The following is a 23,067-nucleotide window of genomic DNA, read 5'->3' on the forward strand; positions in this document are numbered from 1 at the left end:
CCCCGGAACTCCCGCCTCACACAGCGGATTCGGCGCGAGCTTTGAGTTGCTCGAGCCCGCGGGCGAAGTCGCCGCCGATGAGCTTGTCCAGGGGTACGACCCTCGTCATCAGCTTCGCGACCCCGGAGCGTTCGCCGGTCATCGTCCACTCGACGCCGGTGGTCCCGTCGAATTGCTCGGCGATGGTGAACACCACCGTGCTGGTGGACTTGAAGGGCTTGAGGAAGTCGAGCGCGATGGTGATGCGACGACGCGGTTCGGCGTCGGTGATGGCCATGCTCCCGGCCCCGGCCTTGCGGTTGCCTTTCCAGGCGTAGCGCGCCCCGACTCCGGAATCGGGTCCGGAGTAGGTGCGTTCGACGTTCGGATCGGTCTGCTCCCACGGCGACCACGTGGTCCAGTGATGGAAATCGGCGATGAGCGCATAGATCACATCGGCGGGAGCGGCGACATCGATCGACCGGCTGACGGTGTACGCGCTGGGAGCCATGCTCATTACCGTAGCCGCGCGTCACCGGTCGCCTGCGCCACACACGCCGCGGCGCCGAGCGCGAGACCGCCGATCGTGAGCGGGGACAGGCTCTCCCCCAGCGCGATCCAGGCCATGACCGAGGCTGCGGCGGGGATCACCGCGAACACGATGGACGCCGACCGCGCACCCGAGGTCTTGATGCACGCCGAATACAGCGTGGTCGCACCCACGGAACTGAACACGATCATCGTGGCCAGCAGGATCAGGGCCCGCGGCAGATCGGTCGTGTGTTCGGGAGTGGTGGCCGCGAACACCGCGGCAACCGGTGTCGACGCGGTGAGGCCCAACGCACTCACCAACCACACATCCATGTCGGTGCAAAAACGTCCCTGGTAGATCCCACCTGCCGACAGCCCGATCATGGCGACGATCACCGCGACGATCCCGAGCCCGATGCCGTGGTCGGCGAGGATCTTCGGCGCGCAGGCCACCACCACCGCGGCCGCCGCGAGGACCAGCGCGAACACCCCGCGCCGCGATTCGCGATGGCCGAGGAGCACGATCATCAGCCCGGCCGTCATTACCGGGTTAAGGGCGATCATCAGCGCGGCGAGCCCCGAGGGCACGCCGTGATCCAGCGCCCAGTAGAGCCCGAGGAACTGGATTCCCTGGGTCATCAGGCCCGCGACCATGGCGTGCCCGATCTGGCGGCCCGTCGGTCGCACCGGTCTCCGGATCGCGACGATCACCCACAGCAGCCCGGCCGACAGCGCGAAGCGGAGCGCGATCACGAGGAACGGCGACATGACAGCGACGGTGGCCGAACCGATCGGGTAACCCGCGGCGTAGAGCAGCACTGTCGGAGCGGCGAGACGAGGTGGCAGCGGGCGGTCGGGCATGCGTCCACGGTGCGCGGGACACCCGACGCGTTCAAGACCGTTCACACATCATGAACGATCGGCGCATACTGTCGGCCGTGACCACTCTCGACATCACCCCGCTCCGGAGCTTCGCCGCGGTGGTCGCGTTCTCCGGTGTGCGTCGCGCCGCCGACGCGTTGCACCTGTCACCGGCTGCGGTGACAGGGCACATCCGCAAGCTCGAGCGCGAACTCGGTTGCCGCCTGGTGATCCCGCAGGGCCGAGGGATCGCTCTCACCAGCGACGGCGACGAACTCGCGGTCCGGGCCCGCGAGATCATCGCCCAGCACGACGACGCCGTGCGGACCCTCACGCCCCACGGCGACAACGGAATCCTCGTCGCCGCAACCGAACACGCCGCCGAGTTCCTCGTCCCGTCGGTGATGTCGCTCGTCCGTGGCCGGCACCCGGAGCGACCGGTGCGACTGCGTTTGACGCGTAGCGCTCATGTCCGCGATCTGGTCGACGACGACCGCGCCGACGTCGCCCTGATGCTCACCCGCCCCGCCCGCGGCAGCGTCCGTGTCGCGCCGGTCCCGCTGCAGTGGTTCGCCCATGACACCCGACCCAGCGAAGACCTCGTCCTGTTCGCCAACCCGTGCGCGGTCCGTCACGAGGCGGTGGCCTCCCTGGCTCGACGACCCCACCGGGTGGCCGCCGAATGTGTCGACCTCACATCGGTTGTCGGCGCCGCGCGCACCGGCGTCGGGATGACCCCGCTGCCCCGCATCGGCCCGGCGCACGACGGTCTGCGGGTCGTCCGCGGGCTGCCACCGATCCCCGACATCAGCCTGTTCGTCGCCACCAGCGACCGCGTCGATACGTCCCTCCGGCAAGAGATCGTGGGGCTGCTGCGCCGCGCCCTCGCCGGACCACCGGTCGACGCGGCGTGAACCGTTGCGAAACGCCCTAGTCCTCGACCGCGCGCGAATCGGTGAGGGTGAGCGCACCGATCGCCGCGATGAGTCCCACGACGACCGCGAGGATGCCGTAGGTGATGCGTTCGCCGTGGAAGAACTGACCGACCAGGTCGGCGCTCCACACACCCGCGGGGAGCCGCGTGGTGACCAGGACGGCGATGAGGGTGCCGATCACGGCGGTACCGACGCTGGTGCCGACCTCCTGTGCGGTGTCGTTCAGAGCGGTGCCGATGGAGGTGCGATTCGCCGGCATCGCATCGACCAGGGCGACCGCGCAGATCGTCATGACCGTCCGCAGTCCGATGGTCATGAGGACCATGCAGGCCGCGATCGCGGCATAGCCGTGGTCGACGCCCCACGACAGCCCGGCAAGTGACCCACCGAGGCACGCGGCGCCGACGAGGCAGGCGATCCGGTGCCCGAAACGCGTTGCGAGCCATTCCGAGAGCGGTGTCGCCGCGATCATGGTGACGATCATCGGAAGGTTCGCCAGGCCGGCCCGCACCGGGCTCCACCCGTAGGCGTACTGGAAGTGCAGGATCAGGCCGAACATCACCGCGGCCATGGCGATCGACGTACCGATCTGTGCGATCGCCGCGCCGCGCACGGTGCCGCTGGAGAACAGTGTGAGATCGAGCATCGGTGCGGCGGTGCGGCGTTCGTGGACGATGAAGGCCGCCCCTGCGGCGACGGCGCCGGCAATGGAGGCGAGGGTGGGCGTCGACAGCCAGCCGTGATCGACCCCGCTGGTGAGCGACCAGCAGGCGAGTCCGATGGTGGTGATGCTCAGGACCGCCCCCGGGAGGTCGAGGCGATCGCGGGTGAGGCCGTCGCGGTGGTCGGGGGCGACTCCACGCCACACACCGATGCCCGCGATCACCGCGATCGGGGCGTTGACGAGCAGGAGCCATTCCCAACGCACGTGCGCCAGCGCGGTGCCGCCCAACACCGGTCCGAGAACGAAGCCGGCCATGCCGACGACGATCATCACGGTCATGGCGCGCATCCGCAGCGCCTTGTCGTCGAACAGCCGGAACACGAGTGAGTTGGTGATGGGGGCCATCGCGGCGGCCGCGACGCCGAGTGCGGCTCGCAACGCCACGAGTTCACCGGTGCTGGTGACCGCGACGACGAGCAGGCTCAGTGTGCCGAACGCGGCGAGGCCGATCATCAGCACGCGGCGGCGCCCGAACCGGTCGGCGATCGATCCCGCCGTGAGCAGGAGTCCGCCGAAGGTCAGCGAGTAGGCGCCGGTGATCCATTGCAGCGCGGTGGTGCTGCTGCCCAGGTCGCGGCCGATGGTGGGCAGGGCGATCGACAACAGCGTGTTGTCGACCATCTCGACGAAGAACGCGAGGCAGAGTGCGGCGAGCGGGATCGCGGCCGCGGCGAGTGAGGTGTAGGTACGTGCCGATGAGGCAGGCAGTGCGGTGGTGGGCGCGGGGGAAGCGGGCCCGGAGGAATGGGGCATGGCGGTCTCCTGACGTGTGAGGTCGGTGTCGAGACCAGACGTTAGGAAGCGCCGCTGTCGTGGGACTGTCGCGTGCTGTCGCGTGCTGTCGCACCTAGGAGGTGTCGCCGGCCAGTTCCTCCAGCAGGGGCGCGACGCGGAAGTCGACCATCTCCCGCATCACCAGTCCGGTCGTGGTGCGCTCCACCCCGTCGATCGCGAGGATCTCGCCGGCGATCCGATAGAGGTCCTCGACATGTCGCGCGACGACCTGGATCAGCAGATCAGCCACCCCGCTGAGCCCGTGCACCTCGACCACCTCGGGGATCTGCGCGAGCGCGGCCCCGACGGCGTCCAGTTCGCGTTGGCGGAGGTTGGTCATGATGAAGGCCCGCACCGGATACCCGAGGGCGGCCGGGTCGACGCGCCGCTCGAACGGCCGCAGCGCGTGCCCCTCGTCCAGCCTGGCCAGTCGCGCCTGCACGGTGTTGCGGGACAGGCGAGCGCGTTCGGCGAGAGCGAGTGTGGTGGCCCTCGGTTCCTCGTTCAGCGCCAGCAACAGTCGGGCGTCGGTGGCGTCGACACTGCGGGGACGGGTCATTGTGCTCACCTTTGTGAGGGTCTTGGGTCGCCTGTACGTGCATTATGCGCAGTCCACAACGGGATGGTTGCGCAATCGGCCAACCGGGAGGACCGTTCGGAGTACAGATCGCCCGTGCCGAGGAGAACGCCATGTCATCGCCCAGCCACACCGACCCGATCCACGAGGCCTCACCCGAGCTCCTCGCCGAGATCGGTGAGCGCGTGTTGTGGCTGTCGACGGCGATCATCCATCACGCCAACCGGGTGCGTCCCAACCCCTCGGGTCTGAAGGTCGGCGGTCATCAGGCCTCGTGCGCGTCGATGGTGTCGATCATGACGGCACTGTGGTTCGACCAGCTGCAGCCCGGCGACCGGGTCTCGGTGAAGCCACACGCGTCGCCGGTCCTGCACAGCCTCAACTACCTCCTCGGTGATCTCGAGGAGAAGTACCTGACCACCCTTCGGGAGTTCGGCGGCCTGCAGTCGTACCCGAGCCGGTCGAAGGATCCCGACACCGTCGACTACTCCACGGGGTCTGTGGGAATCGGTGCGACCGCGCCGATCTGGGGCGCGATGGCGCGGCGGTACGTGCAGACCTCCACCGGCCAGACCAGCAGCGGGCGGCAGTACTCGCTCGTCGGTGACGCCGAGCTCGACGAAGGCGCGGTGTGGGAGGCGATCCTCGACCCCGGTGTCGCCGAACTCGGTGAGGTCGTGTGGATCATCGACCTGAACCGGCAGTCGCTCGACCGCGTGGTGCCCATGATCGCCGCCGGTCGGCTCGAGGCCATGTTCACCGCCGCCGGCTGGCAGGTCATCACCGTCACCTTCGGCGCACTGCTGGAGTCGCTGTTCACGCGCGAGGGCGGCCCCGCGTTGCGGGACCGCATCCTGGGTATGCCGAACGCCGAATACCAACGGCTGCTGCGCTGTTCGCCCGCCGAGGTGCGCGACCGACTTCCCGGCGACGGGGCTGGCGCGGCCGAGATCACCGAGTTGATCGCCGATCTCGACGATTCGACGCTGGCCGCGGCGATCCGCAACCTCGGCGGCCACGACATGTCGGCGTTGATCCGGGCGTATCGCCAGATCGACGACACCCGCCCCACCGCGATCATCGCGTACACGATCAAGGGCTTCGGACTGCCCACCGAGGGCCACCCGCAGAACCACTCGTCGCTGCTCACCGTCGACGAGTTCGCCGCGTTCGCCGCCGATCAGGGCCGCGACGCCGCACACCCGTGGGAACGATTCGACGACGAGACCGAGGCGGCGCGCCTGTGCACCGCGACCGCCGAACGACTGCGCCGCGAGCCGGTCCCGACGGCACCCCGACTCGAGGTGCCGAACGACAGCGGGCGCACCCCCAAGGGCACCTCCAGCACACAGGCCGGCCTCGGACGGGTGTTGCTCGATCTGAACCGCAGCGCCCCCGACATCGCACGGCGGGTGGTCACCGTGAGTCCCGACGTCAGCTCGACGACCAACCTCGCGGGCTGGGTCAACAAGGTCGGCGTGTGGTCTGCGGCCGAGCGCCACAACTGGTTCGACGACGACCCCGAGACACTCATGCACTGGCGTGAGAAGCCGACCGGTCAGCACATGGAGCTGGGTATCGCCGAGACGAATCTGGTGGGCCTCATCGGCGAACTCGGTGCGACGTGGAGTCGGTGGGGTGAGCCGCTGTTCCCGATCGGCGTCATGTACGACCCGTTCGTCGAACGCGCCCTCGAGCCGTGGTCGTACGGCATCTACGCGGGCGGCCAGTCGATCCTCGTCGGGACGCCGTCGGGGGTCAGTCTCGCCGCCGAAGGTGGTGCACACCAGTCGATCACGACACCGTCGATCGGACTCGAACAGCCGGGGTGTGTGGCCTACGAGCCCGCCTTCGGCATCGACGTGGAGTGGACGCTACTGGCCAGCATGGGGCGCCTGGGCCGCCCGGACGGCACGTCCGCATACCTGCGGTTGTCGACCCGGCCGGTCGATCAGTCGCTCGCGGACGTCCCCGACGATCCCGCGGCACGCGAACGTCGCCGCCGCCAGGTCGTCGCCGGCGGATATCCGTTGGTGCGTCGCGCGAACCCGGCGGTCACCCTGGTCGCGATGGGGGCGGTGGTCCCCGAGGCGCTCAGCGCAGCCGACCGCCTCGAGCAGGCCGGTGTCGCCGCCGACGTCGTGGTCGTGACGAGCGCGGGACTGCTGTTCGAGGCTCTCCAGGCGCGTCGTGGTCAGTCCTCGGCGCAGACGTGGATCCTCGATCAGCTGTTCCCTGCCGACCGCGCCACCCCGATGGTGACCGTTCTCGACGGACACCCGCACACCCTGGCGTTTCTCGCCGGCATCAACCGCGTCGCGTCGGTGTCGTTGGGCGTCAGCAATTTCGGGCAGGTCGGATCACTCGACGACGTCTACCGACTCCACGGCATCGACACCGACAGCATCGTGCGCGCCGCGCTCGACGTCACCGCCTGAGGTCAGGGCCAGACGAGGCGACCGCCTTCGAAGTTCTGCGCGAAATTGCGGCCCTGCCGGTATTCGTCACTGGTCGGCATACCGAACTTGCCGCCGGGTCCGCCGACCGCGGCGTACTTGCCGAGGATGCCGCCCCACACGGGGTGCTGGCCCGACTTGTCGCTCGTGTAGAGGTTGCCGCCCTGGAACAACTGCTTGCGGCCCTTGCCCGAGGCATCGATCTCGTTGGAGGTCGGGAACTTCAGAGCGCCACGCTCGAAGCCGAGGCTGCCCCACTTGGCCCGAATCGGGTCGCTGATGGGATGCGCGATCCCGTTGCTGACATTGGCCTTCCAGTAGAACGACGTGCCCTTGTCGAAGCGCTGAAACCGTCCGCCCTTGTCGGCGAAGGCCTCGTCCATCGTGGGGTTGCCCCACTTCTCGGCACCGCCGGTCGCCTTGAACGCCTCGAGGATGCGGCCGCCGACGTTGTACTCGCCGACCTGCTCGTCGGCGCCTGCGATTGCGGTGGTCTGCGCCGAACCCACCAGGACGGTCGCCATCGCCGCCACGGCCAGGGCTGTCATGCGCTGTGTGATCTTCATTGTCGGATCTTTACATACGGACGCTAAATGATCTCGAGGTTGCCCGAACATGTGGTCTGATCGGAGTAACCCGGGCGGCCGAGCATGACGGGTGTCATACACAACCCATGACGAACTGCAGTACCTGTCCCTGCACCCGCCGATCTAGCGTGAGCCCGAACCACAACTACGAGGAGGCAGCTATGGCAGACAAGTCCAGGGACGACGAGACAACCGGTTCCGCAGTGGATTCCGCCGTGGGAGGACTGCTGTCGTGGGTCACCGGCAAGGAATCGACGAGGCGTACGAACTCGCCCACCGACGGCGCGGTGGGCGAGATCCTGTCGTGGGTGACCGGCACGTCTCGACGGCGGCAGCTACGGAACTCGGTATCCCCGGAACGACACCGCTGACCGGGTGCGGAAACCGAGGCGCTCGTAGACCGAGACCGCCGCCGAATTGGTCTCGGCCACATGAAGAAACGGACGATCACCGGCGTCGGTGATCAGTCGGATCTGCGCGGCGAGCAGTCGCGCGGCCAGCCCGCGACCACGTGCCTGCGGTGCTGTGCAGACGGCACTGATCTCGGTCCAGCCGGGTGGTCGCAGACGTTGGCCGACCATGGCCACGAGCGCCCCACGATCGCGGATCCCGAGGTAGACACCCAGCTCGGGGGTTCGCGGTCCGAAGGGTCCCGGCCGGGTGCGTTCCACCAGGTCGAGGATGTCGGGCACGTCGTCAGGTCCGAGGGTGACGATCGATTCCGGCGAGAGATCCGGCGGCGGCTCCGACCCGTCGTGCACCATCTGTAGCCCGTCGAGTCCGAACACCTGCTCCCAGTCGGCCGGCGGACGATCCGGGGCACTGAACATGTCGGCGAACCCACCTGGTCCGAGCAGTGTCGCCAGGTCGTCCCACCGATGCGGATCGAAGGGGTCGACGGCGACGAAGCTGCACACTCCCGCAGCAAAACCCGCGGCGCTGCCGTGTGATCGGGCGAGGTGCGCGTGCCGCCCGCGCAGCGACGCCATCACCGGGAGGTCGAGCGCGGAGAGATCGGGGGGCGTCACGAGGTACCAGTGTTCCCCACGGGCGCCCTCGGCGGTGGCGGGGTGGACTGAGGGATGACCAGGTCAGATCTGCGTGACGAACCGTCGTCGCATCGCGTCGATCTGCCTGCGCACGTCATACAACTCGCCTCGTCGCCGGGCGACCTCATGTCTCGCACCCACGAGCGTTTCGAGGTGCTGGATCTGCTGCACGAGAGTGTCTGCAGCGCTCTCGAGCTCGGCGATGAAGTACTGCGCCTGCAACACATCCGCGTCAACGGTGGACATAGTCTGAACGTAGTACGGATCATCACCTGGTGTCGTAGTTGGCTGGTTCCGTGGCTCAGTCGATGATGACCGCGCGATTCTCGCGCCGCAGGGTGGCGAGGCCGTCACGCATGGCTTGGATCTGCTCGGGTGGGTGGCCCACCCAATCGGTCAGCTCGCCGACCACGGTCACGGCGTCGAGGGTGCGAAATGACTGTGTCGGGTTGCCGGGGAACTTCTTGTCGGTCACGTTCGGGTCGTCCTCGACCGCTCCGGTCGGCTGCACGAGATAGATGCGGCCGGGGCCGTCGCCGACGGCCAGCTCCGCGCCCCACACCGCGGCGTCGAGCGTCCTCGTCATGTAGACGTGTCGCAGCGGGCGTTCGCGGAAGTTGGACCGGTACCCGGGTTCCAGCCGATCGCCCACCGCGAGATCCGCCTTGGTCCCGTGCAGCCAGCCCCCGGATTCGTGCACCTCGAACGGTGTCGGTACCTGGGTCATGTGCGAACTCCCCTCGTCCTGCCGCGCCGGGACGCGACGCGGGCAAGAGGAGATGGTGCACCGCCACCGGGGTCTTGCCGCAAGACCCCCTCCCCGCCGTATCCTGAAGGCAACGGTCGTGTGCGTCGTCGTCCCGCGGCGCCCGATAGGTTGTCATCATCAGTTGCCGGTGTTCGCGCTACGCGACGCACGATTCGATGAGGACGAAGGACAGCCATGACATTGCTGGGAGTGGTCGGCGGCGGGACTATGGGCGCCGGTATCGCGGAGGTCGCCGCACGCGCAGGTGACGAGGTCATCGTCCTCGAGCGCGATCAGGCCGCCGCCGACGCCGCGACGGCACGCATCGAGAAGTCGCTGGCGCGCGCGGTCAAGTCCGGCAAGATCAGCGACGACGATTCCGGCGCCGCGCTCGGCCGGCTACGCACCACCACCTCCATCACCGACCTGGGCGACCGGGAGCTGGTCATCGAAGCGCTTCCCGAGATCGAGTCGCTGAAGATCAGCTTCTTCGCCGACCTCGACAAGGCGACGGCGCCCGAGGCCATCCTCGCCACCAACACCTCGTCGATCCCGATCATCCGGGTGGCGAAAGACGTCGCCGATGCGAGCCGCGTGGTGGGAGTGCATTTCTTCAACCCCGTCCCCGTGATGCCCTTGGTCGAGATCATCTCCAGCCTCGTGAGCTCCGAGCACGCCGTCGAGACCGTGACCGCCTACGCGCGTGACCATCTCGGCAAGCGCACCATCGCCGCCGGCGACCGCGGAGGCTTCGTCGTCAACGCACTGCTGATCCCCTACCTGCTGTCGGCAATTCGCATGTGCGAGAGCGGATACGCCACCAAGGAAGACATCGACACCGGCATGGTCAACGGGTGTGCGCACCCGATGGGGCCGCTCACCCTGTGTGACACCGTGGGACTCGACGTGGTCCTCGACGTCTCGGAGTCGCTGTACGCCGAGTTCGCCGAACCGCACCTGGCCGCCCCGCCGCTGCTGCGCCGCATGGTCGACGCCGGGTTCCTGGGCAAGAAGTCGGGTCGGGGTTTCTACGACTACTCGCGCTGAGCGCGGGCCGATCGGAACATCGCCAACAGGAGTCGATCGGCCACGGGCATAGGGAGATGGTGCAGCACACTGCGTCGAAGGTCCGCCCGGACCGAATAGTGCGCTCGTGGGCGCTTCGCGGTGGCGGCCCGCCACACCACCTCGGCCAGTAGCCGCGGATCGTGCGCACGTTCCTGCTCGCGCACCGCGAGATCGCCGACCCTGCCGATGAGGTCGCCGAAATGGGTCGAGTTCTCGCGGGCGTGTTCGAATGCTCGTCCGATGCCGTCGACCATGTCGGTGCGGAAGGGTCCGGGCCGGATGGTGCTGACCCCGATGCCGAGGAACATCAGTTCGCGGCGCAGGGCGTCGGAGTAGGCCTCCACGGCGTGTTTGGTGATCGCGTAGGGCCCGTTGAGCATCAGTGCGCTCTGCCAACCGGTCTCGGAGCTGATGGTGATGACGCGCCCTCGTGCCGCGATCACCTGCGGTAGTGCGGCTTTCACCACACGGTAGGTGCCGAGCAGGTTCACCTCGAGAAGACCGACGAGTTCACTCTCCTCGATCTCCGCGACCGAGCCGACGCGCATCACACCGGCGAAGGTGACGACGGCGTCGAGACCGTGGGGTGCCTCGCGGTGAGCGATCTGCATCGCTGTCTCGACGGATTCAGCTCGGGTGACGTCGATCTCGATGGGCACGATCCCCTCTGCGGCCGGCGGTGGCCGCAGATCGGCGGCGAGCACCCGCCAGCCACGCTCGCCGAACAGCGTGGCCGCAGCACCGCCCAGTCCCCCACCGGCTCCGGTGATGAAAATCGTCGGGGTCACATCGCCTGCGCCGTGGTCACCCGGCCACCCGATCGCGGGTGAGGACGCAGTGGGTTCGGCTGTAGATGGTGGGCATGCACTCGTTGCAGTGTGTGCACAGCGACCGCGGGCGGTCGTTCGCCTGGATCCGGTTGATGAGGTCGGGTTGCCGGAGCAGCGCACGCGCCATCGCGACGAACTCGAAACCCTCACTGCGGGCGAGATCCATCGTCTCCTTCGATGTGATGCCACCGAGCAGGACCAGGGGCATCGTGAGTTCGTGCCGGAACTGCCGTGCCATGTCGAGGAGGAACGCCTCCCGATACGGATAGGCGCGCAGGAACGGGCCGGCCAGCCGCATCCCCCAGCCGAGCGGCGGCGGGAAGGCGCGGGCGAAGCTGCGTCGCGGAGCATCGCCGCGGAAGAGGTACATCGGGTTGAGAAGCGAACTGCCGGCGGTCAACTCGAGCGCGTCGAGGGCGCCGTCGTCCTGTAGCCAACGACCGATCTGCAAGCTCTCCTCGATGTGCAACCCCGGCGCGACACCATCGTCCATGTTGAGTTTCGCGGTGACCGCGAGTCGATCACCGACGCGGTCACGCACGGCCGTCGCGATGTCGCGGGCCAGGCGGGCGCGGTTGCGCAGCGACCCTCCGTATTCGTCGCGGCGTCGGTTGAGCAGCGGACTGAAGAAGGAACTCACGAGATAGTTGTGACCGAAATGGATCTCGACGGCGTCGAACCCGGCCTGCTCGGCATGGCCGGCGGCGTCGGCGTGCGCCTGCACCACCTCGCGCAGAGCGGCGGCGTCGGGGCGCCGCATCATCTTCATGCTCAGCGGACTGAACAGCCGGGTGGGGGCGAGAGCCGGTGACCGGTTCGACGCCGCGTTCGCCACCGGTCCGGCGTGACCTATCTGGGCACTGACCGCAGCGCCTTCGGCGTGGACGGCGTCGGCGAGGCGGCGTAACCCGGGAACGGCGTCGGGTCGCATCCAGATCTGATGTCGATCGGTGCGTCCGCCGGGTGCGACCGCGCAGTACGCGACCGTCGTCATCCCGACGCCACCGGCGGCGGGCGCGCGGTGGTACTCGATGAGGTCATCGGTGACCAGCGCGTCCGGCGTGCGCCCCTCGAAGGTCGCCGACTTGATGACCCTGTTGCGCAGCGTGATGGGGCCGAGCTTCGCCGGCTCGAAGATGTCACTCATCGTCACTCGCTCTCTTCGGACAGACCCGCGGACACGAACCGGCACAGCGATTCGACCTGTCGCACCGACAGCACGCGGTCGCCGGCGAGGGGATCGCCGAACTGACCCAGGATCAACTCGAACGCCAGCGCCCACCGTTGTCTCGCGTCGGCGACCGACAGCCCGGTCACGTTGTGACGGAGCATGTCCACGAAGGGGTCGAGGCTGAACCACCGGTCGGTCCACGCCATCTCGCGGTGGCCCAGCACCACCCGGGCCAGCAGATGGAGGTAGAGCCTGCCCGCGGGGTCGTCGGCCATCGTGACCAGTGGCGCGACCACGCCGTCGACGATCTCCCGCACCCCCAGCGGCTCGGCGTCCATCCGCGACACCGGCTCCAGCCACGCCGGTCCGAGACGCGCCTCGAGCAACGCGGCGACGAGTCGTTCCTTCGATCCGAAGTGATAGTGCACCGCGGCGGGGTTCATCCCCGCCTCCGTGCAGACCGCGCGCACCGACACCGCGTCGTACCCCGACCGCAGCAGCAGCGATTCCGCGGCCACCAGCAATCGTTCACGGGTGTCGACCTCGACCTGTTCCATCGACCGAGTAGAACACGTTTCAATCAGCAGTTCAATCACTGATTGACAAACCCGTCCATCGGGCATTTAAAGCCGTCCATCGGGCAGGTAGCGCCGTCCATCGGGCAGGTGTCACGATCGAGCGGGCAGATCACCGTCGCCGAGGGGCCCTCTCGTCACGCAGTCGTTCGATCCGGGTGACGAACCCGATGGGGTCGTCACTGAGCTGAACGCTGTTGCGACGTTCGGTGTGCCAACCCAGCGCCGCTGTGGCACGGTCACGAGCTGCATCGGACTCTCGCTGTTCATCGGAGTAGTGGTGATCGAAACCGTCGAACTCGAAGGCGATCTTCTCGGCGCGGTACGCGTGATCGAACCGGGCGATCTTTCGACCGGACCCGTCGCGGATCACGACCTGGGTCTCCGGTCGAGGCAGGTCCGCGGTCAGCACGAGGAGTCGCATCCAGCTCTCGCCGAACGACTCAGCCTTCGGGTCGATCCACGGGACGAGCCCCCGGATCTGGCGGACGCCCCGCGTCCGCGGATGGTCGACGATGAACCGCCACAGTTGACCGAGGTCCATCTCGGTGGCATCGACAAGCGCATCCAGGTAGCCCAACGCCGACCACGCCGGCGCGCGACGGCCCAGGTCGTAGGCGGTTCGGATCGGCGAGGTGACCGGCATGCCATCGAGTGTGAGGACATCGCGCGGGTCGAGATCGGTACGTACGACGCGGATGTGGTCGAGTTCTCGTCCCTGGCCATGTGCGCAGCGGACGAGTTCGAGGCGGCCCTCATCCCGATAGAACGAGACGCCGTACATCACCGCGGCGCTCACCCCACCCACGACAGCACCCGGACCCGCGCGCAACCAGGCCGCGCGGATGGCGTCGATCGGAGCCAACTCCGCCCCGGGGTCGATGTAGACACCGCGATGGACCCGACGGTAGTCGCGTGCGACGACCGCCGGAGGCAACTGGGAGGAGGCGATGAGGAAGGGCTTGTCGATGGTCATGTCGGCTTGGACGTCTCGCCCCCAGGATCGGTTCACTCCGGTCGCGAACTGCCCGATCGACGTGGGTAAGTGCCCAATCGACGCGCGAAAGTGCCCGATCGACGCGGGTAAGTGCCCGATCGACGCGGGTAAGTGCCCGATGGACGGGGGTGGGTCAGCTGACGATGTCCTTGCGGTGGAACCACCACCAGGCCGCACCGAACAACACCGACGAGTAGATCAGCGAGATGCCGACCCCGCGGGCCATGTCCTCCCAGATCACGTTCGGCCCCAGCGCATCCAGCCATGCGAACTGGTAGTGCGTGGGCAGGAACTGTCGGTAGGGGTCGAGCGCTGAGATCGAGTCGAGGATGTTCGACAGGATCACCAGCATGGTCGCGCCACCGACCGCGCCGAGCGGGGCGTCGGTGAGGACGCTCAGCAGGAAGGCGAAACCTGCGACCACCATCGACTGGATCAGCGTGTAGCCGACCACGATCGCGAGCCGTTGCAGAGTCTCGGAACCGGTGAAGTCACCACCGAGCGGCGATTGCGCCGGCCCCCATCCGAAGAACAATCCACCGATCACATACGCCCACACCGGCAGCAGGATCAACACGATCGCGCTCGAGGCCAGTCCGATGAACAGCTTCTGCCGCAACAGGTGTGAGCGCCGCACCGGGATCACCAGCAGATAGCGCAACGACGCCCAGCCGGCCTCACCGGCGACGGTGTCGCCGCAGAACAGGGCGACAAGCACCGTCAGCAGGAACGAGCCGGCCGCGAACTCGGTGAACAGGGCGAAGTTGGCGCCCCCTGCGGTGGCGAGTCCGTAGAGCGCCGAGGTCTGCCGTCCACCCTGGTCGCCGCCCGCGGTCGAGGGATCATCGGAGCTGAGCGAGAACGCGATCGCGATGATGGGCGGCAGTATCAGCACCAGCAGCGCGGCCACCTGCGTGCGACGACGCCGCAACTGCCGCACCGCCTCCACGCGCAGTCCCAGGGTGCGGCGCGAGCGGAACTCGACCGGCGCGACCGGTCCGATGGAGTCGAGACGGTCGTGCACCCCCTTGCGGGTGGCGGCGACCCGCGTCGTGGCGGACACGTCGTCCGACGATTGGTCGGTCACGAGGACTCCTCTCCGATGAGGTCGAGGAACGCCTCTTCGAGATGGCGGCGCGATTCGACGACGTCGGCGTCGATACCCGCTGCGGCCAGGACTTGTTGCGCCGCCCTCACATCGGCGACCGCGAGGGTGGAGGTCGCCGCGCCGGCGAGGTCTTCGACCGACCCGGCGGTGATGAGCCGCCCCTTGTGCATGACCACGACGTGGCTGCAGGTCTGTTCCACCTCCGACAGCAGATGGCTCGACACGACGACTGTGCGCCCGGTGGCGGCGTAACGCCGCATGACCTCACGCATCTCGGCGATCTGCGGCGGGTCGAGACCGTTGGTCGGTTCGTCGAGGATCAGCAGCTCCGGCAGTCCCAGCATCGCCTGCGCGATGGCGAGGCGCTGGCGCATGCCCTGGCTGTACTTGCGGACCTTGCGGTCGACCGACGCTCCGAGACCGGCGATCTCGAGAGCGGTCTCGACATCGGCCTCCTCGCGGGGACGTCCTGTCGCCGCCCAGTACAGGTCGAGGTTCTCCCGACCCGACAGGTGCGGGAGGAGCCCGGGGCCCTCGATGAACGCGCCGACGCGGGCCAACACGGCCGAACCCGGACCGCTGTGCTGACCGAACAGGCGGATCGATCCGGCCGTGGGCGAGATGAGTCCGACCATCATCCGCAGGACGGTGGTCTTGCCCGCGCCGTTGGGACCGAGAAGTCCGACCACCTGGCCCTTCTCGACGCTGAACGACACCCCGTCGACCGCACGATAGGAGTCGCCGTACTCCTTGACGAGACCTTCGACGACGATCGGCGACACGTCATCGGAAGGCAGGTCGGCACCCTCGGCGCGACCACGACGCCAGCCTGCGAACGAGATCCCCGCGATGAGGGCGAGCAGCACGGCGATGCCGGCGATCGGCCAGGCCCACGGGAAGGGCGCCGAGCGTGCCTCACCGGTGAGCGTGGTGAGCGACAGCATCGGCGAATCCAGTGCGATGGAATAGGTCCGGGCGTCGGTGGGGAGGGCGAACCCGAGGTCGGTGGTCGATACCTGCACCGCGACGCGATGTCCCGCGGCGACCGTGCGCACCACCGTCGGAAGGTTCACCGTCACCGATGTGGGTTGTCCGGGGGTGAGGCCGGTCAGCCTCACCGGGGTCACGAGCCCCGACGGCTGGGTGCGCTTGCCGTCGCCGTCGACATCGACCAGGGACACGAACAGCGTTGCGTCGGTGGTGGTCTGCGGTGTCACGCGCAGCCGCACGGTGGACGATCCGCCGACGAGGGTGTCGGTCGACAACGGTGCGGAGACGAAACCACCGGCCTGGCCGGGCAGTGCCGACAGCGACACCCCGCCGGTCACCGATGTCGCCGTCGCCAGCAGGCTGCCGATCCCCGGCACCGCGGTGATGGCCGTCGGGGTTCCGCCGGCGGGAGCGTTCACGAGTTGGGAACCGCCGAGCAGCGGCATCTGACGTGTCTTCTGCGCGGCGGCCAGCGACGGCGCACTCAGCGGTCGTGCCGTCGACCGTCCCGTGTCCGACGACAGGGCGCCGTCGGCGACGTCGGCGGAGAACCCGTTCTTCGGAGTCTGCTTGTCCTGCAACACCGTCGCGAACCACGACTGTACAGCCGACGAGATGTCGCCGCCGGGCTGGTCGTGGCCACCGGTCCGCCACAGCATCTTCACGGGGGTCCCGATGGCCGCGATCCCGGTGGCGTTGCGCACCGCCTGGTCGATCGGGAACAGCGAGTCCTGCTGGCCCTGGGTGAGCAGGGTCGGGGCGGTGATGCAGCTCAACACCGACGCCGGGCTCGACGCACGCATGAGTGCGGTGAGCGCGGGTGTGGGTGACCCGGCCGTGGCCGACGCCTGGTAGGCCGCGCAGACGTCGGGAGCGAACTTGCCGCAGCCGTCCTCGGTGGCGGTGCTCGCGGCCTGGCTGAACAGCTGACCGGCCCAGGCACGTTTGAACACACCGTTCGGGAAGAGGGCCTGCGACAGGTCGTTCCACGTGATGTCGGCCGCGATGGCGTCGACGCGACGGTCGTAGGCGGCGGTCAGCAGGGCGACGCCGCCGCCGTACGAACCGCCGGCGATGCCGACCCGGGGATCGTTCGGTCCGTCGCGTTCGACCTCGGGCATGGTCGCGAGGCGGTCGATGATGCGGCGGGCGTCGGCGATCTCGTAGTCGGGGCTGTCGAGATGGACCAGTCCACCCGAGGCTCCGAAGCCGCGCGCGGAGTAGGCCACCACCACGTATCCCCGGGCGGCGAGAGTGCGCGCCTGCGAGGTCAGGTCGTCCCTTGAGCCGCCGAAGCCGTGGGCGAGGATCACCGCCGGGGCGGGCAGGGTCGCGGGCAGGAACAGTGAGGCGTCGAGCGAGACCGGTGTCGCGCCCTCGGAGACGCCGGCGATGGTCATCGGTCGTTCCGACACCGTGCGGTCGTCGCCACCGGACGTGGCGATCACGGCGATCACCACGACCAGCACGGCGACCACGACTCCGGCCACGATCAGCCAGAGTCGACGACCCCCGCGCACCGTCCTGCTGATACCGATGCTGTTCTCCCTCTGTCCGCGTGACCCGGGTGAGCCGTCGCCATCGATCATGCCTGCATTTCGTGGGCAGGCGGTTGCCGACGGCCGCGACCACCACGATGCGCGCCGGCGGCCTCAGGCCGCGAGGGTGTCGCCGGGCGAGCCCTCTCAGACCGAGCGCACCCTCGCGAGCACTGCGGCTGCGGCGGCATCGGCGGCCTGTGTCGGTATCCAATGGTTCACGCCCTCAAGCACGACGAGTTCGTAGGGCGCGCGGACCAGGTCGGCGCAGCCGTCCACCCCGGCACGGTCGATGAAGGCGTCGCCGTCGCTCCAGACCATCGTCGTCGGCACCGTGATGCGTCGCCCGAATCGGGTGCGGTCGGCGAAGGGCAGGGCGCGATACCAGTTCAGCGCCCCGGTCAGTGCGCCGGAGGCCACGATCTCGGTACGGAATCGCGCCACATCCGACGCGGTCATCCCGGCTGCCCGCAGCGAGCGGTCCATCCGTCCACCGGGTCGCTTCGCGGAGGCCTCCGGCACCCACGGCGTCTGGAAGAAGACCATGTACCAGGACTTGAGGGCCTGACGTGTGCGGGTCGCGGCGCGGATGAAGGCAGCGGGATGCGGCACCGACAATGCGGTCAGCGTCGCGACCATCGTCGGCCGATCGGCGGCGATCGACCAGGCGACGAGAGCGCCCCAGTCGTGGCCGACGACGTGGGCTCGACCCCCTGCGACCGTGATCAGCTCGGCGATGTCGTCGACCAACTCACCCGACGCGTAGTCGCGACGGCGGCGCGGTCGCGCCCCGGGCGAGTACCCGCGCTGATCGGGGGCCAGCGTCCGGAATCCCTCGTCGTTCAGCTGCGCGACCACCGAGTCCCAGCAGCTCGCCCGTTCGGGAAAGCCGTGCAGAAGCACGATCACCTCGCCCTCGATCGGACCGGAGTCCGAGACGTCGAAGCGCAGTCCGTCGCGTGTGAACGAGTCAATGCGCTGCGTCGGAGCACTCACAGCACGGCCGAACTGCTCGGGTCAATCAGGACCTTGGCGTGTTTCTCGGCGCCGGCCAACACCTCGAACGCGGCGGGCACACCGTCGAGTCCGACCGTCCCGGTGTGCAGCGGCGAGGCATCGACCTTGCCGTCGGCCAGCATGTGCAGCGTGTCCCGGAACTCGATGGGGGTGTAGCCGAACACGAACCGGAGGTCGATCTCCTTGCCGATGGCCATGGCCGGGCGGATCCGGTCGCCTCCCATGCACACCCCGACCACGACGACCCGGGAGTGGATGGGCGCAGCGGCGATGACGCCGTCGATCATGCCCGGGACACCGACGCACTCGAAGATCACCGGACGTTTCGGCGCGGCGGCACCGAGCCTGTCGGCGGCTCGGTAGAGGTGCGCCCAGCCGGGGATTCGGCGGAGCTTCTCCATCGATCCCACCGCGAGCTCGAAGAGCGCGGGCAACTCGGTGAGCGCCGAGCTCGTCGCGGGGGTCTCGTAGGGCGAGTCGACGGCAGGATCGACCACGATGTCGGCACCGCAGCGGGTGGCCAACGCCCGTCGCCCCTCCGAGAGGTCGCTGGCCACGACGGTCCCGACCCCCTGGGCCTTGAGCAGACAGATGACGGCGAGACCGACCGGCCCGCAACCGATCACGATCGCGGTGTCCTTCTTCGCGATGTCGGCACGGCGCACGGCGTGTAGCGCCACGGTCATGGGCTCGGTGAGCGCTGCGATGTCGGGCGAGAGGCCGTTGGGGACCACGAAACTCATCGAGGCCTCGGCCAGGGTCCGCTCCGCGTAACCGCCCGGGGCCAGGGGCGACAGGCCGGTCATGTGCACGGCGCCCGCCGTCCGCAGCATCGGGAAGGAGACCACGAGGTCGCCCGCCGAGAACTTCCCACCGAGGCCCTTGCCCGTCTCGAGGACCTCGCCGCAGAACTCGTGTCCCATGACCACCGGGGTGTCGTTGCGCATGAAGTCGTCGTAACCACCCTCACGCATCACGTCCTCGAGTTCGTCTGCGTGATCCTTGGCATGCAGATCCGAACCACAGATGCCGCATCGCGTCACCGCGAGCAGCAATTGACCGGCGGCGGGTCTGGGATCGTCGATCTCTACGACGCTCAACGTCCCGTTCACGCTGCTGACTGCTCTCACGTACGCCACTCCTTCGCCGGGCGCCGATCGGCGACGCGGACCGAAGTCATCATGCGCCACGCGTGGGGACTTCCCAAGGGATCAGACCCGTTCGAGCACCCGGCCGGGGGTCACGGGATGATGCGCGCCTCCCGGTAGCGCGACACCGCATCGGCGAAACTGTCGGGGGTCGAACGAAATCCGAGGAAACCGGCCTGTCGGCTCTTCGTCATGTCGGTGAGGCACTCGATGTCGCGACCGAGGTCGCTGTCGGTGTGCCACCACGACGCCAGCCGGTCGACATCGGGCTCCACGAGGTCATGGGCCTTCGCGATCTCGGCCCATTCGGCGGCGGCGGAGTCCATGCGGTCGTCGAGGGGCTGGGGTTCGGAGTCGAAGCCCACGGGATCCACGTCGAACAACGCCGCGATCTGCGGCCACAGCCACCGCCAGCGGAACACGTCTCCGTTGGCGACGTTGAACGGCTCGTTCGCCCCGGCGTCATGCGTTGCCGCCCAGATCATCTGCTCGGCCAGTAATCCGACGTCGGTCACGTCGGTGAGTCCATCCCACTGGGTCTTCGACCCGGGGAAGACGAACGGCCGATCGTTCTGCTTGCAGAGGGTGGCGTACACCGACAACGTGAGCGCCATGTTCATGGCGTTGCCGACCGCGAACCCGAAGATGGTGTGCGCCCGGTGCACGCTCCAGGTGAACCCCATGCGTTCGGCGGCGGCGAACAGCTCGTCTTCCTGCGCGTAGTAGAAGTTCTCGTTGTCGAGGCGCGGCTCGGACTCGTGAAAGGGCGTCTCGGCCATCACCGCGGTGCCGTAGTCCTCGAACGGGCCGAGGTAGTGCTTGAGTCCGGTCATCAGCGCGACGTGCCGGACCGACGTGCCCTGCAGCGCGGTGAACACATTGCGCAGCAACTGTGAGTTGACCTCGATGTTCTCGGCCTCGGTGTCCTTCTTCATCCACGCGACGAGGAACACGACCTCGGGTCGGACGTCGCGGAGCTTGTCGGTGAGGTCGTCGACGTCGAGCAGGTCCGCCGCAATGGGGGTGACGCCCTCGACCGGCAGCGTCTCGTGGCGTGACAGTCCGTACGTCGTCCAGCCCTCGTCGACGAGTTGGCGGCTGATGGCCTGACCGGAGATGCCGGTGGCGCCCACCACGAGCGCGACTCCTGGGGTGTGTTCACTCATGTCCAGTGCAGCACGCCCGGCGGGTCGGTTTGTTCCATCACGACCATGACCAGCGCGGAGCCGCCGGAGCGGAGGCCACCGGAGAGTTCAGGAGACAGTGGGCTTGTCGGCCCGGAGCCACTCGACGCCCGACCCGACGGCCTCCTTCAGCGCCGACCGCTCCCCCACGTAATCGGCGGCGGCGCCCACCACGGGCACCGCGCTGAGCGTGCGCCACACGCGCGACGGGCGGGGACGCCGTTTCGCCTCGCCGGCGACCTTGCGCAGGAGCTGCGCGGTCGACCAGATCCGCTTCACGACCGCGCGTGCCGACCGCGTCATCGACCGGCCGTCCTCGTCGACGGCGAGCGGCTCGATGTCGGCGTCGGCCGTGGACGCCTCGAGCAGGGTGGCCGAGGTGATCGTGCGGCCGCACAACACCGCCGCGAGCAGATCGGTCTGTCGCAAGCGGTCGGTGACGCCGTGGACACGGGCCACCGCGCACAGGACGAACGCCTGCTGGGTGAATCCGAGGACGTCCTGGATCGGCAGACGGTCGGCGGCCGCCCCGAACACGCCGGGATAGGCCACCAGGACCGCGGTCAGCGAACCGACCCTGTCGACCCACCAGTCGGTGCGTTCGTCGGTGTCGAGCGACTCCCACTTCGGTGAGCCCGGTGCCGCCGCGGCGTTGGTGACCCAGGCCAGGGAGTCGGCGACCTTCCCGATCGCCCTGTCCGAGAACGACCCCTCGTCGTCCTCGGCCTCCCCGGCGGTGTCGACCGCGCCGGTGTCGACGTCTGTCTCGCCGGACTCCGCGTCACGGTCGGAACCGTCACCGAACGGGTGGCTGTGCTCGAGCACGTCGAGCACGGGCGAGATCATGCCGGTCGCCCGGTGTAGGATCCCGGCGACCTCGGTGTCGGTGAGGTCCTTCACGAGATCACTTGACCGCGCGACGAACCCGCACCGCTGCGCTCACGATGAGGGCGATGACGGCGCCGACGACGGCGGCACCCAGGAGGGCGACACCCACGCCGAGATCGAAGTCGAAGCTGATGAACTTGATGGTGGTGTGGACGGTGTTCTGCAGCACGAACACGACGAGGGCGATGATGAGGATCAACGCCACGACCAACGAGATCTTCGTGAACGCGCTGGTGCCGGAACGCTGTGCGGGAGTGGAGGTGTTCATGGTGGTTCCTTTCGGGAGGGACGAGCTGTTGGTGTGGAGGGTCAGGCGGCGCGAGCCGGCGTGACGAGGAGGCGGTGTACCGCCGCCGCGATCACTGCACCGACGAGCGGGAAGACGATGAACACCCAGAGCTGTGACAGCGCCAGATCTCCGGTGAGCACGGCGGGGCCGATCGACCGCGCCGGGTTGACCGACGTGGAGTCGATCCCGATGGCGATGAGGTGCAGGACGGTCAGGGTCAGACCGATCGGGACGCCCGCCGCGTGCGGTGCGGTGGCGGTCCGAGAGGTCGCCGAGAGCACGACGAACACCAGGATCGCGGTCGCGACGACCTCGATGATCGCCACGGGCAGGAGCCCGTAGCCCCCCGTCGACGCCGATCCGAACCCGTTGGTGCCCAGTCCGTCTGCATCGATGCTGTAGCCCGGCCGACCGGCCGCGACCACGAGCACCAGTGCGGCGCCGACGATGGCACCGATCACCTGCGCCACGACATAGGCTGCGGCGCGCGCCGGCTCGATGCCCTTGCTGATCAGCACGCCCAGCGTGACCGCGGGGTTCACGTGGCAGCCCGAGATGGGGCCGATCGCGAACACCAGCGCGAGCAGCGTGAGCCCGAAAGCGAGTGCGATTCCCACGGTTCCGACGGTGTCACCGGCGAGGACGGCGGTGCCCACACCACCGATGACGAGCAGGCCGGTCCCGATACCCTCGGCAGCCGCGGCGCGGGCCGTCGACACCTCGCTCATTTCTGCTTCGCCTTGTTCTCGCGGCGGTTGCGCCACTTCTTCTTTCCGTATCCCCACGTCACGCGACCCAGGCCTTCGAACAGGCGGCTGGCGACGCTCCTGCGTTCACTCATCGATGCCTCCATGGATGTTTTGCGCACAAATCATCCGGCCGGTACCCGTGGGCTGCGGCCGGAATGGTCGTGCAGAGAGTCGAGAGACGGAGCCGAGTGGTCCGTCCGAGTCGGCGGCGCCGTGCGCACGCCCGAGATGTGCGGCCGGTGTGGCCGCGGTGTCGCCCGGGTCGCGCCGCGGCGGGGACCGGGCGACGGGGAG

Annotated in this window: 24 protein-coding genes; 4 read left to right on the plus strand and 20 right to left on the minus strand. The window is 68.5% G+C overall.

Annotated elements, in window-relative coordinates; genetic code table 11:
- Positions 1–16: 16 nt before the first annotated feature.
- On the minus strand, positions 17–490 hold the full coding sequence (locus tag ACLBW1_RS12360; RefSeq protein WP_447812108.1) for an SRPBCC family protein: 474 nt from the start codon (positions 488–490) through the stop codon (positions 17–19).
- A gap of 5 nt (positions 491–495) precedes the next feature.
- Positions 496–1,371 carry a DMT family transporter gene (locus ACLBW1_RS12365; RefSeq protein ID WP_447812109.1) on the minus strand — a complete coding sequence of 292 codons (876 nt, stop codon included), beginning with the start codon at positions 1,369–1,371 and terminating at the stop codon, positions 496–498.
- 77 nt (positions 1,372–1,448) lie between these two features.
- Here ACLBW1_RS12365 and ACLBW1_RS12370 point away from each other — a divergent pair, with 77 nt between their 5' ends.
- On the plus strand, positions 1,449–2,285 hold the full coding sequence (locus ACLBW1_RS12370; protein WP_447812110.1) for a LysR family transcriptional regulator: 837 nt from the start codon (positions 1,449–1,451) through the stop codon (positions 2,283–2,285).
- A 16-nt stretch (positions 2,286–2,301) separates the two neighbouring features.
- Here ACLBW1_RS12370 and ACLBW1_RS12375 read toward each other — a convergent pair whose 3' ends face one another.
- Positions 2,302–3,783 carry an MFS transporter gene (locus ACLBW1_RS12375; RefSeq protein WP_447812111.1) on the minus strand — a complete coding sequence of 494 codons (1,482 nt, stop codon included), beginning with the start codon at positions 3,781–3,783 and terminating at the stop codon, positions 2,302–2,304.
- Positions 3,784–3,877: 94 nt separating this feature from the next.
- A complete protein-coding gene (locus tag ACLBW1_RS12380) occupies positions 3,878–4,363 on the minus strand; it encodes an Lrp/AsnC family transcriptional regulator (protein ID WP_447812112.1) in 486 nt (161 codons plus the stop codon).
- Positions 4,364–4,494: 131 nt separating this feature from the next.
- On the opposite strand from ACLBW1_RS12380, the gene ACLBW1_RS12385 reads away from it, so the two are divergent.
- Positions 4,495–6,819 carry a transketolase-like TK C-terminal-containing protein gene (locus tag ACLBW1_RS12385; protein WP_447812113.1) on the plus strand — a complete coding sequence of 775 codons (2,325 nt, stop codon included), beginning with the start codon at positions 4,495–4,497 and terminating at the stop codon, positions 6,817–6,819.
- Positions 6,820–6,821: 2 nt separating this feature from the next.
- Here the strand turns inward: ACLBW1_RS12385 and ACLBW1_RS12390 are convergent, their stop codons facing one another.
- The gene (locus tag ACLBW1_RS12390; RefSeq protein ID WP_447812114.1) at positions 6,822–7,403 is read right to left on the minus strand and encodes an LGFP repeat-containing protein; all 582 of its coding nucleotides are present in this window, start codon (positions 7,401–7,403) and stop codon (positions 6,822–6,824) included.
- A 182-nt stretch (positions 7,404–7,585) separates the two neighbouring features.
- On the opposite strand from ACLBW1_RS12390, the gene ACLBW1_RS12395 reads away from it, so the two are divergent.
- A complete protein-coding gene (locus ACLBW1_RS12395; RefSeq protein WP_447812115.1) occupies positions 7,586–7,795 on the plus strand; it encodes a hypothetical protein in 210 nt (69 codons plus the stop codon).
- Here ACLBW1_RS12395 and ACLBW1_RS12400 read toward each other — a convergent pair.
- The 3 genes from ACLBW1_RS12400 to arr form a co-directional block, all read right to left on the minus strand.
- Positions 7,760–8,452 carry a GNAT family N-acetyltransferase gene (locus ACLBW1_RS12400; RefSeq protein ID WP_447812116.1) on the minus strand — a complete coding sequence of 231 codons (693 nt, stop codon included), beginning with the start codon at positions 8,450–8,452 and terminating at the stop codon, positions 7,760–7,762. The genes ACLBW1_RS12395 and ACLBW1_RS12400 overlap by 36 nt on opposite strands.
- 63 nt (positions 8,453–8,515) lie before the next feature.
- Positions 8,516–8,719, minus strand: coding sequence for a hypothetical protein (locus ACLBW1_RS12405; protein WP_447812117.1), 204 nt, complete (start codon positions 8,717–8,719; stop codon positions 8,516–8,518).
- 55 nt (positions 8,720–8,774) lie between these two features.
- Complete coding sequence (gene arr, locus ACLBW1_RS12410; protein WP_447812118.1) at positions 8,775–9,200, minus strand: NAD(+)--rifampin ADP-ribosyltransferase; 426 nt, start codon at positions 9,198–9,200, stop codon at positions 8,775–8,777.
- Between the two features lie 216 nt (positions 9,201–9,416).
- Between arr and ACLBW1_RS12415 the strand changes: the two genes are divergently transcribed.
- Entirely contained in the window at positions 9,417–10,268 is an 852-nt protein-coding gene (locus tag ACLBW1_RS12415; protein ID WP_447812119.1) for a 3-hydroxybutyryl-CoA dehydrogenase, read from the plus strand.
- Here the strand turns inward: ACLBW1_RS12415 and ACLBW1_RS12420 are convergent.
- From ACLBW1_RS12420 to ACLBW1_RS12475, 12 genes are all read right to left on the minus strand, one after another.
- Entirely contained in the window at positions 10,256–11,077 is an 822-nt protein-coding gene (locus ACLBW1_RS12420; RefSeq protein WP_447812120.1) for an SDR family NAD(P)-dependent oxidoreductase, read from the minus strand. The genes ACLBW1_RS12415 and ACLBW1_RS12420 overlap by 13 nt on opposite strands.
- A 16-nt stretch (positions 11,078–11,093) precedes the next feature.
- On the minus strand, positions 11,094–12,266 hold the full coding sequence (locus ACLBW1_RS12425; RefSeq protein ID WP_447812121.1) for an NADH:flavin oxidoreductase: 1,173 nt from the start codon (positions 12,264–12,266) through the stop codon (positions 11,094–11,096).
- Between the two features lie 2 nt (positions 12,267–12,268).
- Positions 12,269–12,847, minus strand: coding sequence for a TetR/AcrR family transcriptional regulator (locus ACLBW1_RS12430; RefSeq protein ID WP_447812122.1), 579 nt, complete (start codon positions 12,845–12,847; stop codon positions 12,269–12,271).
- Positions 12,848–12,977: 130 nt separating this feature from the next.
- The gene (locus tag ACLBW1_RS12435; protein ID WP_447812123.1) at positions 12,978–13,841 is read right to left on the minus strand and encodes a hypothetical protein; all 864 of its coding nucleotides are present in this window, start codon (positions 13,839–13,841) and stop codon (positions 12,978–12,980) included.
- Positions 13,842–13,995: 154 nt separating this feature from the next.
- Positions 13,996–14,949 carry an ABC transporter permease gene (locus tag ACLBW1_RS12440; RefSeq protein ID WP_447812124.1) on the minus strand — a complete coding sequence of 318 codons (954 nt, stop codon included), beginning with the start codon at positions 14,947–14,949 and terminating at the stop codon, positions 13,996–13,998.
- Positions 14,946–17,549 carry an alpha/beta fold hydrolase gene (locus ACLBW1_RS12445; RefSeq protein ID WP_447812125.1) on the minus strand — a complete coding sequence of 868 codons (2,604 nt, stop codon included), beginning with the start codon at positions 17,547–17,549 and terminating at the stop codon, positions 14,946–14,948. The genes ACLBW1_RS12440 and ACLBW1_RS12445 overlap by 4 nt, the downstream gene beginning before the upstream one ends.
- Positions 17,550–17,645: 96 nt before the next feature.
- Positions 17,646–18,494: an alpha/beta fold hydrolase gene (locus tag ACLBW1_RS12450; protein ID WP_447812126.1), complete on the minus strand. Its 849-nt coding sequence runs from the start codon at positions 18,492–18,494 to the stop codon at positions 17,646–17,648.
- Positions 18,491–19,645 (minus strand): zinc-binding dehydrogenase, encoded by a 1,155-nt coding sequence (locus tag ACLBW1_RS12455; RefSeq protein WP_447812127.1) that lies wholly within the window; start codon positions 19,643–19,645, stop codon positions 18,491–18,493. The genes ACLBW1_RS12450 and ACLBW1_RS12455 overlap by 4 nt, the downstream gene beginning before the upstream one ends.
- A 110-nt stretch (positions 19,646–19,755) precedes the next feature.
- A complete protein-coding gene (locus tag ACLBW1_RS12460; RefSeq protein WP_447812128.1) occupies positions 19,756–20,829 on the minus strand; it encodes an SDR family oxidoreductase in 1,074 nt (357 codons plus the stop codon).
- Positions 20,830–20,916: 87 nt separating this feature from the next.
- Entirely contained in the window at positions 20,917–21,747 is an 831-nt protein-coding gene (locus tag ACLBW1_RS12465; RefSeq protein ID WP_447812129.1) for a hypothetical protein, read from the minus strand.
- 4 nt (positions 21,748–21,751) lie between these two features.
- Positions 21,752–22,003 carry a DUF1049 domain-containing protein gene (locus ACLBW1_RS12470; RefSeq protein ID WP_447812130.1) on the minus strand — a complete coding sequence of 84 codons (252 nt, stop codon included), beginning with the start codon at positions 22,001–22,003 and terminating at the stop codon, positions 21,752–21,754.
- A gap of 41 nt (positions 22,004–22,044) precedes the next feature.
- Positions 22,045–22,752: an aquaporin gene (locus tag ACLBW1_RS12475; protein ID WP_447812131.1), complete on the minus strand. Its 708-nt coding sequence runs from the start codon at positions 22,750–22,752 to the stop codon at positions 22,045–22,047.
- Positions 22,753–23,067 lie beyond the last annotated feature (315 nt).

The sequence above is a fragment of the Williamsia sp. M5A3_1d genome, assembly GCF_053345315.1.

Coding starts and splice junctions, on each gene's coding strand:
- ACLBW1_RS12360 (WP_447812108.1), bottom strand. CDS start 490: ATGGCTCCCAGCGCGTACACCGTCAGCCGGTCGATCGATGTCGCCGCT.
- ACLBW1_RS12365 (WP_447812109.1), bottom strand. CDS start 1,371: ATGCCCGACCGCCCGCTGCCACCTCGTCTCGCCGCTCCGACAGTGCTG.
- ACLBW1_RS12375 (WP_447812111.1), bottom strand. CDS start 3,783: ATGCCCCATTCCTCCGGGCCCGCTTCCCCCGCGCCCACCACCGCACTG.
- ACLBW1_RS12380 (WP_447812112.1), bottom strand. CDS start 4,363: ATGACCCGTCCCCGCAGTGTCGACGCCACCGACGCCCGACTGTTGCTG.
- ACLBW1_RS12385 (WP_447812113.1), top strand. CDS start 4,495: ATGTCATCGCCCAGCCACACCGACCCGATCCACGAGGCCTCACCCGAG.
- ACLBW1_RS12390 (WP_447812114.1), bottom strand. CDS start 7,403: ATGAAGATCACACAGCGCATGACAGCCCTGGCCGTGGCGGCGATGGCG.
- ACLBW1_RS12395 (WP_447812115.1), top strand. CDS start 7,586: ATGGCAGACAAGTCCAGGGACGACGAGACAACCGGTTCCGCAGTGGAT.
- ACLBW1_RS12405 (WP_447812117.1), bottom strand. CDS start 8,719: ATGTCCACCGTTGACGCGGATGTGTTGCAGGCGCAGTACTTCATCGCC.
- arr (WP_447812118.1), bottom strand. CDS start 9,200: ATGACCCAGGTACCGACACCGTTCGAGGTGCACGAATCCGGGGGCTGG.
- ACLBW1_RS12415 (WP_447812119.1), top strand. CDS start 9,417: ATGACATTGCTGGGAGTGGTCGGCGGCGGGACTATGGGCGCCGGTATC.
- ACLBW1_RS12425 (WP_447812121.1), bottom strand. CDS start 12,266: ATGAGTGACATCTTCGAGCCGGCGAAGCTCGGCCCCATCACGCTGCGC.
- ACLBW1_RS12430 (WP_447812122.1), bottom strand. CDS start 12,847: ATGGAACAGGTCGAGGTCGACACCCGTGAACGATTGCTGGTGGCCGCG.
- ACLBW1_RS12435 (WP_447812123.1), bottom strand. CDS start 13,841: ATGACCATCGACAAGCCCTTCCTCATCGCCTCCTCCCAGTTGCCTCCG.
- ACLBW1_RS12445 (WP_447812125.1), bottom strand. CDS start 17,549: ATGATCGATGGCGACGGCTCACCCGGGTCACGCGGACAGAGGGAGAAC.
- ACLBW1_RS12460 (WP_447812128.1), bottom strand. CDS start 20,829: ATGAGTGAACACACCCCAGGAGTCGCGCTCGTGGTGGGCGCCACCGGC.
- ACLBW1_RS12470 (WP_447812130.1), bottom strand. CDS start 22,003: ATGAACACCTCCACTCCCGCACAGCGTTCCGGCACCAGCGCGTTCACG.
- ACLBW1_RS12475 (WP_447812131.1), bottom strand. CDS start 22,752: ATGAGCGAGGTGTCGACGGCCCGCGCCGCGGCTGCCGAGGGTATCGGG.